Genomic DNA, 15,681 nt, shown 5'->3' on the forward strand with positions numbered 1-15,681 from the left:
GATTTTTGCGATGCGCGAACAGCAAGAGCACACCTTCGGTACCCATGATGGCGTCGAGCTTTTTTATCGGCACTGGCCGGCCACTGCGCCTGTGGGCGAGGAGCCGCGCAAGGCGATCCTGCTGTTCCATCGCGGCCACGAGCATTCGGGGCGCATTGCCCACCTGGTCGACGAGCTCGACCTGCCGCAATTCGACTTCTTCGCCTGGGACGCCCGTGGCCACGGCCAATCGCCGGGCGCGCGCGGTGACAGCCCAAGCTTCGCCACCAGCGCCCGCGACGTGCAGACCTTCTGCGAACACATCGGCGCCACTTACGGCATAGAAGAACAAAACTTCGCTGTCATCGCCCAAAGCGTCGGCGCGGTGATCGCGGCCACTTGGGTACACGACTACGCGCCAAAAATCCGCGCACTGGTGCTCGCCTCCCCGGCATTCAAGGTCAAGCTGTACGTGCCCTTCGCCCGGCCTGGGCTGGCGTTGATGCGCAAGTTTCGCGGCAACTTTTTCGTCAACAGCTACGTCAAGGCCAAGTTCCTCAGCCATGACCCGGAGCGTGTCGCGTCCTATGACAGCGACCCGCTGATCACCAAGGCGATTTCGGTGAATGTGCTGCTGGGTTTGTACGAAGCCGCCGACCGGGTGGTCGCCGATGCCCAGGCGATCCAAGTGCCGACGCAATTGCTCATCTCCGGCTCCGACTTTGTGGTGCACCGCAAACCCCAGCAGCAATTTTTCGACCGCTTGGGCAGCCTGAAAAAAGAGCTGCACATCCTGCCCGGCTTTTTCCACGACACCCTTGGCGAGCGCGACCGCGCCGTGGCCGTAAGCAGCGCTCGGCGCTTTATCCTGCAGAACTTCCAACACCCGCTGGACCGCGCCGCCCTGCTGGATGCCGACAAAATGGGCGCCACCTGCGCCGAGTCCGAAGCCCTCGCCGCGCCGCTGCCGCGCAACTCTCTGCGCGACCTGTACTGGCGCATGACCCGCGCCAGCATGGGCCTGGGCAAGAACCTGTCGGACGGGGTGAAGCTGGGTTTCGACACCGGCTTCGACTCCGGCAGCACCCTGGATTACGTGTACCGCAACAAGCCCACCGGCAAGGGCGGCCTGGGGCGGATGATCGACACCAACTACCTCAACTCCATCGGCTGGCGCGGCATTCGCCAGCGCAAGTTGAACGTCGAGGAACTGCTACGGCTGGCCATGGCCAGGTTGCGCGCCGATGATCGCGAGGTGCGCATCGTCGATATCGCCGCCGGCCACGGGCGCTACATTCTCGAAGCCTTGCAGGGCGTTTCGCCGTTGCCGGAATCGATCCTGCTGCGCGACTACAGCGACATCAACGTGCGTGACGGCGGTGCGCTGATTCGCGAGAAAGGCCTGGGGGATATCGCGCAGTTCGTCAAAGGCGATGCATTTGATAGAGCAGACCTGGCTGCACTGGCGCCCAAGCCGACCCTGGCAGTGGTGTCCGGCCTGTATGAGCTGTTTGCCGATAACGGCATGGTCGGCGGTTCGCTGGCCGGTCTTGCCGAAGCGGTGGAGCCCGGCGGGTATCTGGTCTACACCGGCCAGCCATGGCACCCGCAACTGGAACTGATCGCCCGCGCGTTGACCAGCCATCGCCAGGGTCAGGCCTGGGTAATGCGCCGTCGCAGCCAGGCAGAAATGGATCAATTGGTCGAGGCGGCGGGCTTTCGCAAAATCACCCAGCGTGTGGATGAGTGGGGCATTTTCACCGTGTCCCTGGCGCAGAAGATCTGAGCATGCGCGAACCCGGTTTATTGAAACCCGCCGTCCTGTGGCTGCTGTTGTTGGCGCCGCTGTTTTTCAGCACCTACGGCTTTGCCACCTGGGTCACCAGCCAGCGCAGCGATGTGGGCACGCTGGTGTTCGGCTGGGAAACCCATATGCCGTTCTGGGCCTGGACCATCGTGCCCTACTGGTCCATCGACCTGCTTTACGGGTTTTCACTGCTACTGCCCAATACTCGCCATGAGCTGAAACAACACGCGTTGCGCCTGCTCAGTGCGCAGGTCATTGCCGTGAGCTGCTTTTTGATCTGGCCGCTGCGTTTCACCTTTGAACGGCCGGAGCTGGATGGCGTATTCGGCTGGTTGTTTGCGGTGCTGGCCGGGTTCGATAAACCCTTCAACCAGGCGCCGTCGCTGCATATCGCGCTGCTGGTGATTTTGTGGGTCATGTATCAGCGCCACACCCAAGGGTTTTGGCGTTGGCTGGTGCATGGCTGGTTTGCGTTGATCGGTATTTCGGTGCTGACCACTTATCAACATCACTTTATCGACTTACCCACAGGCGCCCTGGCCGGTTGGTTGTGTGTGTGGCTGTGGCCGGTGGAACATCCGAGCCCGCTGTTGAATGTACGGCTGACGCGGGATACCCAGCGCTGGCGGTTGGGTGTGCGCTATGGCTTGGGCGCAGTGGCACTGGTGATTCTGGCCTTTGTAATGCGCGGCGCGTGGTTGTGGCTGCTTTGGCCTGCGGTTTCCTTGGGTTTGATCAAGGCGAACTACCTCGTACTCGGCGCGTCGGGCTTGCAGAAGCGCCAAGACGGCCGGCTCACCCCTGCCGCGCGCTGGCTGTATGCACCTTACTTGGCGGCCGCGTGGATAAATTCCAGGCTGTGGACACGTAAACATCCACAGCCTGACCAGATTGTGGATAACGTCTGGCTTGGTCGAATTCCTACCACCGGCGAGCAAGGTTCCTTCAAGGCCATCGTCGATCTGTGCGCCGAATTGCCGATTAATCCACAGGGCCGCGCTTACGAGTGCGTGCCCGTGCTCGACCTGATCGCACCAACGCCTGAGCAATGCCAGCAAGCCGCTGAGGCCATTGAACGCCTGCGTTCAAGCGGCCCGCTGCTGGTGTGCTGCGCCCTTGGCTACTCGCGCAGCGCCACCGCCGTCGCTGCGTGGCTGCTGCACAGCGGGCGCGCTGCCACGGTCGACGAGGCAGTGGCTATTATTCGTACAGCACGGGCCGAAGTGGTCCTGCATCCTGCTCACCGTAAAGCGTTGGAGGGTTTGCCCCATGCCCGCTGATATGGAACTCCAGGTGGTTGCCAGCCTGTTGCGCCGTGGCCGTTCGCTGGATCAGTTATCCACAGGCCTGACCGTGGCTGGTGTGTTGTTCGGCCTTGCTCAGTTGCTGTTGGCCAGCGTTTCGACCCTGTGCCTGCTGCTCAGCCTGTGGATGATTATTCTCGGCCTGCTGCAAAAGTACTGGGCCTTGCGCGTGGCCTTCGACGCCGACCTGTTCGCCCTGCTGGCGCGCGACACCGAGCGTACGGCCGATCTTGACCAAGCCTTGCAGACCCTTGGCCTGCAATCGCCCAAGCGCGCGGGCAGGCCCTGGACCGAACGCCGTCGCGGCGCGCTCAAACTGCTGCGCAAACAAGCCTGGTTGCTGGGCGCGCAAGCGCTGCTGAGCCTGGCCGTCATCCTCGCCAGCCCTTGGCTACCTTTCGCCGGATAAGGAATCCCCATGTTCGAACCCGTGGTCGCCACCCTGATTACCTCAATGGCCCGCACCGTCACCGGCGCCCGTAGCCTGTGGCTGGGGTGCGCGCCGGTGCCGGTGCAACGCATCTACTTCGCCAACCACAGCAGCCACGGTGATTTCGTCTTGCTATGGGCGTCGTTGCCGCAAAACCTGCGCAAGTTCACGCGCCCGGTGGCCGGCAGTGATTACTGGAACCAAAGCGCATTGCGCCGCTACATCATCAACCGCGTGTTCAACGGCGTGTTGATCGACCGTGAGCGTAAAGACCCTGTGGATAACCCTTTGCAGCCGATGCTGGCCGCGCTGGAAGGTGGCGATTCCTTGATCATTTTTCCCGAAGGCACGCGCAACCTGGAGGACGGTTTGCTGCCGTTCAAAAGTGGCCTGTATCACCTGGCAAAAAGTTACCCACAGGCCGAATTGATTCCGGTGTGGATCGCCAACCTCAACCGGGTCATGCCCAAGGGCCGCGTACTGCCGCTGCCGTTGCTGTGCACCACCAGCTTCGGCGCGCCGCTGCAACTGGAAGACGGTGAAGACAAATCCGCCTTCCTCGCCCGCACCCGCGATGCCCTGCTTGCCCTCGCCCCGGAGCATGTCTGACATGGATAGCCAAACCCTGATGTTGTTCGGCGGGATCGGCGCGATCCTGGTGCTCGCCTCGCTGATCGGCCTGATCCTCAAACTGCGCACCCGTGGCACACCGAATGCGGTGGTCGACAACCTTAACGCCCGCATCAATGCCTGGTGGGTGATGGTGGTGGTGATCGGCATCGCGTTCTGGCTCGGCACTGGCGCGGTGATCCTGCTGTTTTATGCAGTGTCGTTCTACGCCCTGCGCGAATTTCTCACCCTCACGCCGACACGTCGCAGCGACTACCCGGCGCTGGTGGCGGCGTTTTATCTGGCGCTGCCGCTGCAATACCTGCTGATTTATGCGGACTGGTACGGGCTGTTCTCGATCTTTATCCCGGTGTACGTGTTCCTGCTGCTGCCGATCCTTGCTTCGCTGGGTGGCGACAGCACGCACTTTCTGGAGCGAGCGTCGAAGGTGCAATGGGGCCTGATGATCGCGGTGTTCTGCGTGTCGTTCGTGCCCGCCCTGCTGACGCTCGACATTCCCGGCTACGAAGGCCGCAACCTGTTGCTGATCGCTTACCTGGTGATCGTGGTGCAGTTGTCGGACGTGCTGCAGTACGTGTGCGGCAAGCTGTTCGGCAAACACAAGATCGCGCCCAACCTGTCACCTTCCAAAACCGTGGAAGGCTTTGTCGGCGGGATTCTGCTGTCGTCCCTGATCGGCGCGGCGCTGTGGTGGACCACGCCGTTCAACCCGTGGCAGTCATTCCTGATCGCGCTGCTGATCAACCTGCTGGGCTTCGCCGGCGGCATCGTGATGTCGGCGATCAAGCGCGACCGGGGCGTGAAGGATTGGGGGCACATGATCGAAGGCCACGGCGGGATGCTGGACCGCCTGGATTCGGTGTGCTTCGCCGCGCCGATTTTCTTCCACCTTGTGCGCTACTGGTGGACCTGAGGAACACGCTCTCGCTTAAGCCCAACACAGATCAATTGTGGGAGCTGGCTCGCCTGCGATAGCGGAGTGTCAGCCAGCATCACTTTTGGGTGTGCCACCGCCATCGCAGCATAGGTATCTACACAACCGGTTAACACGAAGTCTGTGGCAGGTGGGCTGTTGTGGCGAGCAGGCTTGCCCTGCGTTGGGCTGCGAAGCAGCCCCAAACCCAGACGCTGAGTTCTTTCAGGAAAATGGCAGTGCCTTTACTGGGGCTGCTTCGCAGCCCAACGCAGGGCAAGCCTGCTCGCCACAGGAGAAAGCTGCCCTCAAAAGTTGTGTAGATACCTATGACCATCGCAGGCAAGCCAGCTCCCACAGGTGCTTTGTGGTGTATTGGAAGACTAAGCTAAGCCCGAAACCTTGGTTCACGGCCAACCTTTCGATCGTTTTTGCGGCACGCCTCACCTTTGTGCAACACGCCTGAGCACGTAGACCACTTCACGTCATCTTTTGTATCAAAGACGCGTGTAAGATAGGCCGCACTTTGCCAGGGATGCTCACCATGTTCGATTCGTTGAAAGCGATCAGCCGCCGGATTATCGGCGCTTTATTGACTGTGGTGAGTGCCATCTTTGGCCAATGGCAGCCGCCAGCCTGGCTGCGAGCCACGGGCCGTGGCGTGGGAAACCTGGGCAATAAGGCCCGCGCCTATCCGCGCCAGGCGGGTGCCGGGATTTTGGGCCTGGTGCTGCTGGCCGCTGCTGGTTTCTATGGCTGGCACTGGTATTCGAATTTGCCGCAGCTCCACACCGTGGGTTATTCGCTGCACAAGCCGAACCTGACCGATTACACCCAGCAGCCTGCGGTTGTGGATAACTTGCAGGTGCGTTTTGCCGAGTCCGTGGCTCCGCTGGCGGCCATTGGCAAGCCGGTCACTGAAGGCATTACCCTTAAACCCGCTGTAGCCGGTGCCTGGCGTTGGTCCGACGACCGCACGTTAGTGTTCGTGCCGGAAAAAGACTGGCCTGTGGATGCTCATTACACGCTCGACCTGGCCAAGAAACAGCTGCTGGCCGACGGCGTGCTGCTGAGCCAATACAGCAGCCAGTTCTCCACCCAACCGTTCCGCGCCACCCTGGCGCAAAACGAGCTGTACCAGGACCCGTCCAACCCGACGCTGAAGCAACTGGTGGCGACCTTCCACTTTTCCCACCCGGTGGATGAAGACAACCTGCGCAAGCGCGTTTCGGTGACTCTCGGCAAAGGCCTGGCCTACCGCGATGCCCAACTGCCCAACCGCCCGGAAATCACCTTCGACGACCTCAAGCTCAATGCTTACGTGCGCTCCGCCGCCCTGGCCACGCCACTGGAAAGCACGCCGGTCAGCGCCAAGCTCGACGAAGGCATCAAGGCCCGTGACGGCGGCAATGCCAGCAACGCGCCACTGGTGGCGGAAGTCACCGTGCCCGGACGTTATCGCCTGACGTTTACCGCCGCCGAAGTCAGCTTTGTCGACAACGAGCGCGGCGAACCGGAGCCGGTATTGATGTTCAGCAGTTCCAGCGCCGTGGCCGATGACACCATCGCCGGCAAGGTCCAGGCCTGGTTGCTGCCGGCCAAGGCCGAAGACGACACGCGCCCTTACACCAGCAACGATATCGATGACGCGATGCTCGCGCGCAGTACCAAGGTCAGCCTGACCCACGTGCCCAGCGTCGAGCCGCTGAACACCCTGCACGCCTTCAAATTCAAGGCCCCGGCCGGCCGCGCGTTGTATGTGCGCGTGCCCGCCAACCTGGAAGCCATTGGCGGTTATCTGGCGAAAAACCCTACCGCCTCGCTGATCAGCATGCCGGCGTACCCGCGCACCTTGCAGTTCCTGTCGGACGGCGCGCTGCTGAGCCTCAACGGCGAAAAACGCCTGGGCTTCATGGCCCGGGGCGTGCCCGGTGCCCATGTGGAAATCGCCCGCCTGCTGCCCAACCAGTTGCAGCATTTGGTCGACCAAAGCAGCGGCAGCTTCGCCCGGCCGAATTTCGGCAATGAATACTTCGACCGCATGGTTGAGCGTCAGTCGCTGGATATTGCGTTGTCGTCCAATGACCCGGCGAAAACCGTCTACGACAACGTGGATCTGAGCCACTACCTCACCGCCAATGGCGGCCGTCGCGGTATTTTCGTGCTCAAGCTGAGCCCGCAGGATGACCCGGCCGAGCGCACGTTCGAGTACGAACGCAACAGCACCAGCGACCTGCGTTTTATCGTGGTTACCGACCTTGGCATCATCGCCAAGCGCTCCAGCGACGGCAGCCACGATGTGTTTGTGCAGTCCATCGGCAACGGCTCGCCGGTCGCCGATGCACAAGTGGATATCATGGGTCGCAACGGTCTGCCGGTCGCCAGCGGCCGCACCGATGCCGAAGGCCACGCGCATTTCGCCAAGCTGGATGAACTGCGCCGTGAGAAAACGCCGCTGATGTATGTGGTCACACGCGGCAATGACCAGTCGTTCCTGCCGATTGCCCGTCAGTCCCAGCAGTTGGACTTTTCACGCTTCGATGTAGGCGGTTTGGAAGAAGACGGCGCGATTAATCGCCTCAGCGCGTATATGTTTACCGACCGTGGCCTGTACCGCCCGGGCGAGACCGCGCACCTGGGCATGATCGTGCGCAGCGGCGACTGGAAAGGTGCCTTGCAAGGCCTGCCGGTTGAACTGCAAATCACCGACCCGCGCGGCCTGGAAGTGATTCGCCAGCCGCTCAAACTGTCCACCAGCGGCTTTGAAACCTTTGATTTCCCCAGCAGTGAAGTCGCTCCCGCCGGTGAGTACACCGCGACGTTACAACTGATTGGCCAGAAAAACACCCGCACCGACCTGGGCAGTGTCAGCTTCAAGGTTCGCGACTTCGAGCCGGACCGCATGAAGGTCAGCCTCAGCCTGCACGACACGCCGGTGTTGGGCTGGATTCCACCGGACCAGGTGGTGGCCAAAGTCACCGCGATGCACTTGTTCGGCGCACCGGCAGCCGGCCGACGTGTCACAGCGAAGATGTCCCTGAGCCCGACGCTCGCGGCCTTTGACCGTTACCCCGATTACCGCTTCCGCCTCAACGACGCCCTGGAAGAAGCCAGCACCGAAGACCTGGCTGAAACCACCGTCGACGACAACGGCCAGGCCGTGCTCGACCTCAACCTGCAACGCTTCGCCAGCAGCACCTATCGCCTGCAGGTGATGACCCAGGTGTTCGAGGCCGAAGGTGGCCGCAACGTGGCAGCGCAAAGTGCGTTGCTGGTGTCGTCCGCGCCTTATCTGGTCGGTGTGAAAAGTCAGGATTCGCTGTCGTACGTCGCCAAGGACGCCCCACGCCAGGTGCACTGGCTGGCCGTCGCGCCGGACCTCACGCCGATGGCCGTGGATGGCCTGACCAGTGAAGTGGTCGAACACCGTTACGTGTCGGTGCTGGTGAAACAGTCCAACGGCACCTACAAATACGAGTCGCGCATCAAGAACATCAGCCAGCCGGCCTCGCCGCTGACGATGACCAAGGACGGCGCCAAGCAGACCCTGAACACCGGCACGCCGGGTGATTTCACCCTGCAAGTCAAAGACGCCAATGGCCGCCTGCTCAACCAGATCGACTACAGCGTGGCCGGGCGCGGCAACACCTCTCGCTCGCTGGAGCGCAACGCCGAGCTGCAACTGCGCCTGGATAAACGCAGCTATGCCACCGGTGATGAAATTGCGATCAGCATCCGCGCGCCGTACACCGGTGCCGGTTTGATCACCATCGAGCGTGACAAGGTTTACACCCAACAGTGGTTCAAGGCCGACAGCACCAACAGCGTGCAACATATCCGCGTGCCTGCAGGCCTTGAGGGCAATGCCTACGTCAACGTGCAGTTTGTGCGCGACATGGGTTCGCCTGAGGTCTATATGAGCCCGCTGTCCTACGGCGTGGTGCCGTTCAGCATCAACCTGGATGCACGGCGCATGGCGCTCAAGGTTGAAGGCCCGGAAAAGATCGAGCCGGGGCAGACCCTGGATATCAAGGTAACCGCCGACCGCCCAGGCCGCGCGGTGGTTTACGCGGTGGACGAAGGCATCCTGCAAGTGGCGCGTTACCAGACGCCCGACCCGTTGGGCTTCTTCTTCCAGAAACGCGCATTGGAGGTTGGCACCAGTCAGATCCTTGACCTGATCCTGCCGGAATTCAGCCGCCTGCTCAGTGGCGCAGCGCCCGGTGGTGACACCGAAGGCGCGCTGGCCAACCACCTCAACCCGTTCAAGCGTAAACACCAGCCGCCCGTGGCCTGGTGGTCCGGGCTGGTTGACCTGCCCGCCGGTGAAACCGTGCTGCATTACCAGGTGCCGGACAGCTTCAACGGCAAGCTGCATTTGTTTGCGGTGGCAGTGGACAGTGACAGCGTGGGTGTCAGCGAGGCCAATACCGAAGTGCGCGGGCCGATTGTGATCACGCCGAACGTGCCGGCTTTTGTGGCGCCGGGGGATGTGTTCAATGTGAGCGCCGGGGTGTTCAGTAACCTCGACGCGGCAGCGGACGTGAAGTTTGAAGTGCAGACCAGCGACGGCCTCAATGTGCAGGGCGACAAAGGCAGCACCCTGTCGCTGCAACCGCGCAAGGAAGGCACCGCCGAGTTCAAGATCAAGGTCGGCGAAACTCTCGGCTCGGCAGACCTGCGTTTTGTCGCGGTATTGCCGAACGGCAAACGAATCCAGGTGGCGGAAACCACGTCGATCCGCCCACTGAGCGAGCATCGTGTGGCCCTGAGCCTGGGCCGTTTCGACAGCGCCAGCAAAGAGCTGAAACCGACGCGTGAGCTGTTCAGCCAACTGCGCGATGTGCAACTGGGCGTGGCCGCCTCGCCGCTGGTATGGGCCAACGGCCTCAAGCATTACCTGGATGACTACGGTTACGCCTGCACCGAGCAATTGGTGTCCAAGGCCATGCCGGCGTTGATCTGGGGCGGTACGGCGCCAGAAGCCGAACAAGCCTTCAGCGGCGCGGTGCGCATGCTGCGCCAGCGCCAGAACTCGGCCGGTGGCTTTGGTTTGTGGGCCGCCAACCCGGACGTGGCGCCGTATGCCAGCCTGTACGCCACCGACTTCCTGATCGAAGCCAAGGAACGCGGGCTGCCGGTGCCGGAAGACCTGCTGGCGCGCTCCAACGCCTACCTGACCGACTTGGCCAATGGCCCAAGCGAAGGTCTGTCGGAATTGCGCAACCGTGCCTACGCCAGTTACCTCTTGAGTCGTCAGGGGATTCTGGTGAGTGGCGCCTTGAGCGACATTCGCGAGCGCTACGAGAGCTACTTCAAAGACACCTGGCAAAACGACCTGGGCGCCGCTTACCTGGCGGCCAGTTACAAGCTGCTCAAGCAGGATCGTCAGGCCGACACCTTGTTCCGCAAAATCCCGTGGCGTTCGCTGGTGGATAAGTGGGACAGCGACGGCCTGTATTACGACCCGCTGGTACACGACGCCGAGCACTTGCACCTGCTGGCGCGCCACTTCCCCGAGTTGCTTGACGATGTACCGACGGCGCTGCTGGATAAACTCGGCAAGCGACTGAACGAACAGCGTTACAACTCGCTGTCGGCCGCCCTGCTGCTACGCGCCCTGGACAACTATGGCCAGCGCGCCCAGAGCGACATGACCCTCAAGGCCACCGCCTGGCTGAGCGACAAGCAACAGCAACTGCTGGAGATGGCCGGCCAGCCACCGCGCGCCGCAGTGCCGGGTAAAACGCAGAAACTGGTGATGGAAAAAACCGACGGCCCGGCTGCTTTCTACATGCTCAGCGAAGCCGGTTTCGACAAGGGCGCCAAGCTCAAGCCGATCAACAATGGCCTGGAAATCATCCACGAATACCTCGACCTCAAAGGCGAGCCGGTGAGCAAAGTCGCGGTGGGCGACGAGTTCCTGGTGCGCCTGCGCCTGCGCGCCACCGACCGCGACCAAGTGCAGCAAGTGGCCGTGGTCGACTTGCTGCCCGGTGGCGTCGAGCCTGTGTATAACTTGCCGCCGGAGCCGGAAGCGGCTGCCAGCAGCGATGAAAGTGAAAGTGAAGGCGACGATTCCGAGTACGTGGAAACCGCCGACGGTGACGAAGCCGAGACCTGGCAAGCGCCGATCGGCGAGACCGAGCTGAGCAACTGGCAGCCGGACTACGTGGATGTGCGCGATGATCGGGTGGTGTTGTACGGCACCGCACTGCGTGATGTAGGCACTTTCGTGTACCGCGTGCGCGCCACCAACGCAGGGACGTTCAATACGCCACCGGCCTACGCCGAAGGCATGTACGAAACCACCCTGCAAGGGCGCGGCAAAGTAGGCCAGCTTGAAATTACCAAGCCTTAAACGCCTGACGCCGCTGCTTGCAGCGGCGGTACTCTGTACAGGCACGCTGGCGGGGCTGCGATGGTGGCCCCATGCCCCGCTGGAACAGGCCGTCACCTCGTCCCGCGTGGTGTTGGCCGATGACGGCGCGTTGCTGCGCATGACCCTGGCAGAGGATGGGCAATATCGCCTGTGGCTGCCGCTGGAACGCATGTCGCCGTCACTGGTCGAGGCCTTGCTGCTCAAGGAAGACCGCAATTTCTACTGGCACCCGGGCATCAACCCCCCGGCGTTGCTGCGCGCGGCCATGGCCACCTACAGCGGCGGCCAGCGCCAGGGCGGCTCAACCTTGAGCATGCAGCTGGCGCGGCGGCTGTGGGACCTCAACACCCGCCAAGTGCCGGGCAAATTGCAGCAGATGGCCCTGGCGCTGTGGCTGGAAGCGCGCTACAGCAAGCACGATATCCTTGAGGCTTACCTGAACCTGGCGCCCATGGGCGGCAATATCGAAGGTGCCGAGGCGGCCAGCCGGATTTACTTTGGCAAGTCGGCGGCGCAGTTGTCGTTGTCCGAAGCCTTGGCGCTGGCGGTGATCCCGCAGCAACCGGGGCGGCGCGCGCGCTTCGGGCCGTCGCTGCAACATGCGCGGCTGCGCTTGATGGCCGACTGGCGCGAAACTTATCCACAGGACGCTCGTAACGACAGTTTGCTCGACTTGCCCCTGGAAGCGCGCAACCGTCAGCAGATCCCGTTTCTGGCGCCGCACTTGAGCGAACAGTTGCTGGCATCCCAGCCCGGCAACGAGTTGAACACCACCCTCAACCTGCCTTTGCAGCAACTGCTCGAACGCTTGATCACAGGCTTTATTGCCGAGCGGCGCAGTACCGGTGTGGAAAACGCCACGGCCATTCTTGTGGACAGCCGCGACCAGAGCGTCAAGGCGCTGGTGGGTTCGGCGGATTACTTATCCACAAGCATCCACGGCCAGGTCAACGGCGTGCTGTCGCGGCGCTCGCCGGGGTCGACGCTCAAGCCATTTCTATATGGGTTGGCGCTCGATCAGGGGGTTATCCACCCCATGAGCATCCTCAAGGATTTGCCCAGTAACTTCGGCTACTTCCAGCCGGAAAATTTCGACGGCAGTTTTGTCGGGCCACTGACAGCGCGGGATGCGTTGATCCGTAGTCGCAATATTCCGGCGGTGTGGCTCGCCAGCCAGGTGCAGTCGCCCTCGCTGTATGGCTTGCTGCAACGCGCCGGTATCAAAGGCTTGCGTGGGGAAAGTCACTACGGTTTGGCCCTGGCTTTGGGCGGCGGCGAGATGACGCCGGAGGAACTGGCGCGCCTGTATGTGATGCTGGCGGGTGACGGGCATTTGCGGCCTTTGCGTTATTTGCAGGAGCAGCCGCAAACCACCGGTGCGCAACTGCTCACGCCCCAAGCGGCGTTTATGGTGCGCGACATGCTGCGCCGCAATCCGCGCCCGGATGGCCTGCCCGGCCGCCACTGGCGCACCGCCTGGAAAACCGGCACGTCGTGGGGCTTTCATGATGCCTGGAGCGCAGGCTTGGTCGGGCCGTATGTGCTGGTGGTGTGGGTGGGCAACTTTGATGGGCGGCCGAATCCGACGTTTATCGGCGCCAAAACCGCTGCGCCGCTGTTCTTCCGTATCGCCGACGCCCTGCCGCTGGCCTTGCCTAATGTGGTGATCAAGCCCGACAAGCCGCCCGCCGGGCTGGTGCGCATCGACGTGTGCGCGGCCTCCGGCGAATTGCCCAACCGCTGGTGCCCGCAAACCCGCAAGACCTGGTACATCCCCGGCGTGTCGCCGATTCGCGTATCCAACCTGCACCGCCCGGTACTGATCGATACGCGCACCGGCAAGGCCGCGTGCCCGCCGTTCGACCCGCAATACACCCGCGAAGAAGTCTTCGAATTCTGGCCCAGCGACGTGCAGCGCCTTTATCGCGCGGCCGGCCTGCCCCGGCGCACGCCGCCCAACGTGATGAAAAATTGCCAACCCAACCGCATCAGCGACCAAAGCGAAGCGCCGCAGATTCGCTCGCCGCTGACCCAGGTGAGCTACCAACTGCGCCTGTCCCAGCCGCAGGAAAGTATCCCACTCAATGCCAACGCGGCCAGCGACGCGACCACGCTGTACTGGTTTGCCGACCAGACGCTGATCGGCCAGGGCCCGCCGCAAACCACACTGAACTGGCGGCCGGGCAAGTCGGGCGAGTATCGGTTGCGGGTCAGTGATGATCAGGGCCGCAGTGCTAGCCGCGGGCTGAAAGTGGAGTTTGTGCCCTGAGCGGGCTAATCGCAGATCCCCTGTGGGAGCGGGCTTGCCCGCGATAGCGGTGGGTCAGCCAACATCACTGTTGGCTGGGCCGACGTCTTCGCGGGCAAGCCCGCTCCCACAGGGATCTTTGCTGCTTTAAGGATTGTGTTCTTGCTTCTTCAATCGCCCTGATCAGGCGTCTTCGTCGCCGAAGCTGGCTTTGCCCACGCGCTTGGCGTAATGGTTGTATGCCGCGCCGAGCTTTCTCTGCTCGAAGATCGAGAACACCAGGGTGCCCAGCAGGATCAGCATCCACACCAGAAACAGCTTCATCGTATCCACATGGGCAACGAACAGCAGCAGGGTCACAACGCCGCCAATCACCATGCCCAAGCCCATCCATGCCCCCAGTACGCGCCCCACGGCCAGGCGAATACCTTTGGGCAAGACCAGCCGCGTGGCCATCATGACGACGATAAGGGCCAGAAAGAAACCAAACGCGGCCATGAACGGAATCTGAAAGCCGCCCTCGCGGTACAGCCAGGCGAGCAACTGATAGAACGGACCCCGTTCGGCCATCTGTGGATAAGTATCGGGGCCGGGCAATTGCAGTTGAGCGAAATGCGCAGGGGTCATGGCCATGACGCCAACCCCGAGCAGCGCAATCACGGCGCCATAAAAACCACCGGCGCGCCATAAAGGCGCCAGCACTCGGCGGTTTTCCACATCCTCGGTCAATGCCACGCCAAACACCGCCTTCGGGTGTTTGCCCTGTGAAATAACGGTTTGGCCTTCTCGCTCACCGGCGTCGCCAATCAGCATCACGTCCAGGTCCTGGACCAACAGGATTTCACCCTGGCGGCGGGAACTGCCCAGCAGTTCGTACTCGTCTGGCGATTTATTGCCAAACAGGTCAATCCCTTCGGCAATCACGCGGACCTCACCGCTTGCATCCTGCAGCCGGAAGTCATGACAGCGCGCCTCACCCAACACCCGGCTCCAACTCCAATCGCCATCCTTGTCTTTGGTCCCCTCTTCGACAATCAACACGTAACCCACGCACGGCTTGCCGTAGACCGGCGACAGCATGGTCTGGTCGGCAAGCACCTTGCCGCGCACTTCCACCAGGCCCATGGCCAACGAACGAATCTGACTGGTGGCCAGGCGCTGCTCGGTTTTGTAGAAACTGGGGCCAAAGCTGACCAGCAAACCGACCAGAATGCCCACGGGGAAAAACAGCGCGATCAGGATGTTTGGCGCGTAAACCATCAAGGCGATAAAGCCGGCGAGGAACACCAGCGCCAGCGCGGTTTTCCACTTCGGCTTTTTCACCACAGCGCCTGCCTGGGTGGTTTTCATGCCCCCGGCACCTCAAGCTTCACGCCTTCGTAGCGGGTTTCTTCGGCGCTGATGGCCAACAACGGAATGCGCTGATAGCTGAGCATCCGCGCAAAGAACAGGTCGGGGAACACCGCAATGGCGATGTTGTAGAGGTTTACCGACTCATTGAAGAACTCACGCCGGTCAGCAATGCGCTCCTCCACGGCCGAGATAGCCTGTTGCAACTCGACCATGTTCGGCCCCGAAATCAGCGCCGGATAACTCTCCGCCACCGCAATCACCGACTTGAGCGCCGCGTTGAGCTGGTTGGAGGCCTCGACCTTATCGTTGAGACTGCTGGCGTTCAGGTATTGAGTGCGCGCATCGCTCAAACGCGTGAACAGCGCGTTCTCATGGTTCATGGCGGTCTGCACCACGCGCATCAGGTCGGGGATCTGATCGGCCCGTTGCTTGAGCAGCACGTCGATGTTGGCGAAAGCTTTATCCACATCGTTGCGCCGCATCACCAGGCCGTTGTAGACGCCGACCATCCAGCCGACAAGGCCCACGACAATGATCAGCACGACGATACCGGCGATAAGCAGTTCTATGTTCATGGTGAAGGCGTTCCCTGGCTGAGTTATCCACAGGGAGGCATTCTAGGGGCAACTTGAGAG

Annotated in this window: 9 protein-coding genes; 7 read left to right on the forward strand and 2 right to left on the reverse strand. The window is 62.0% G+C overall.

Annotated features, from left to right (window positions below):
• Positions 1-10 precede the first annotated feature (10 nt).
• The 7 genes from ASE80_RS22925 (at position 11) to pbpC (ending at position 13,714) form a co-directional block, all read left to right on the forward strand.
• Entirely contained in the window at positions 11-1,765 is a 1,755-nt protein-coding gene (locus tag ASE80_RS22925; protein WP_056860930.1) for a bifunctional alpha/beta hydrolase/class I SAM-dependent methyltransferase, read from the forward strand.
• Positions 1,766-1,767: 2 nt separating this feature from the next.
• The gene (locus tag ASE80_RS22930; RefSeq protein ID WP_056860931.1) at positions 1,768-3,066 is read left to right on the forward strand and encodes a phosphatase PAP2/dual specificity phosphatase family protein; all 1,299 of its coding nucleotides are present in this window, start codon (positions 1,768-1,770) and stop codon (positions 3,064-3,066) included.
• Positions 3,056-3,499: a hypothetical protein gene (locus ASE80_RS22935; protein WP_056860932.1), complete on the forward strand. Its 444-nt coding sequence runs from the start codon at positions 3,056-3,058 to the stop codon at positions 3,497-3,499. The genes ASE80_RS22930 and ASE80_RS22935 overlap by 11 nt, the downstream gene beginning before the upstream one ends.
• Positions 3,500-3,508: 9 nt before the next feature.
• Positions 3,509-4,129, forward strand: coding sequence for a lysophospholipid acyltransferase family protein (locus tag ASE80_RS22940; RefSeq protein ID WP_056860933.1), 621 nt, complete (start codon positions 3,509-3,511; stop codon positions 4,127-4,129).
• A gap of 1 nt (position 4,130) precedes the next feature.
• Positions 4,131-5,063: a phosphatidate cytidylyltransferase gene (locus ASE80_RS22945; protein ID WP_017135107.1), complete on the forward strand. Its 933-nt coding sequence runs from the start codon at positions 4,131-4,133 to the stop codon at positions 5,061-5,063.
• Positions 5,064-5,607: 544 nt separating this feature from the next.
• Complete coding sequence (locus ASE80_RS22950; protein ID WP_056861053.1) at positions 5,608-11,424, forward strand: alpha-2-macroglobulin; 5,817 nt, start codon at positions 5,608-5,610, stop codon at positions 11,422-11,424.
• Positions 11,405-13,714, forward strand: coding sequence for a penicillin-binding protein 1C (pbpC, locus tag ASE80_RS22955; RefSeq protein WP_056860934.1), 2,310 nt, complete (start codon positions 11,405-11,407; stop codon positions 13,712-13,714). The genes ASE80_RS22950 and pbpC overlap by 20 nt, the downstream gene beginning before the upstream one ends.
• Before the next feature lie 162 nt (positions 13,715-13,876).
• Here the strand turns inward: pbpC and ASE80_RS22960 are convergent, their stop codons facing one another.
• Together ASE80_RS22960 and ASE80_RS22965 are read right to left on the reverse strand one after the other, a co-directional pair.
• Entirely contained in the window at positions 13,877-15,043 is a 1,167-nt protein-coding gene (locus tag ASE80_RS22960) for a hypothetical protein (protein ID WP_056860935.1), read from the reverse strand.
• Entirely contained in the window at positions 15,040-15,621 is a 582-nt protein-coding gene (locus ASE80_RS22965; RefSeq protein ID WP_056860936.1) for a LemA family protein, read from the reverse strand. Before ASE80_RS22965 ends, ASE80_RS22960 begins: the two co-directional genes overlap by 4 nt.
• Between the last annotated feature and the right edge of the window lie 60 nt (positions 15,622-15,681).

This window comes from Pseudomonas sp. Leaf15 (assembly GCF_001421425.1).
GTDB lineage: Bacteria > Pseudomonadota > Gammaproteobacteria > Pseudomonadales > Pseudomonadaceae > Aquipseudomonas > Aquipseudomonas salomonii.

Coding starts and splice junctions, on each gene's coding strand:
- ASE80_RS22925 (WP_056860930.1), top strand. CDS start 11: ATGCGCGAACAGCAAGAGCACACCTTCGGTACCCATGATGGCGTCGAG.
- ASE80_RS22930 (WP_056860931.1), top strand. CDS start 1,768: ATGCGCGAACCCGGTTTATTGAAACCCGCCGTCCTGTGGCTGCTGTTG.
- ASE80_RS22935 (WP_056860932.1), top strand. CDS start 3,056: ATGCCCGCTGATATGGAACTCCAGGTGGTTGCCAGCCTGTTGCGCCGT.
- ASE80_RS22940 (WP_056860933.1), top strand. CDS start 3,509: ATGTTCGAACCCGTGGTCGCCACCCTGATTACCTCAATGGCCCGCACC.
- ASE80_RS22945 (WP_017135107.1), top strand. CDS start 4,131: ATGGATAGCCAAACCCTGATGTTGTTCGGCGGGATCGGCGCGATCCTG.
- ASE80_RS22950 (WP_056861053.1), top strand. CDS start 5,608: ATGTTCGATTCGTTGAAAGCGATCAGCCGCCGGATTATCGGCGCTTTA.
- ASE80_RS22960 (WP_056860935.1), bottom strand. CDS start 15,043: ATGAAAACCACCCAGGCAGGCGCTGTGGTGAAAAAGCCGAAGTGGAAA.
- ASE80_RS22965 (WP_056860936.1), bottom strand. CDS start 15,621: ATGAACATAGAACTGCTTATCGCCGGTATCGTCGTGCTGATCATTGTC.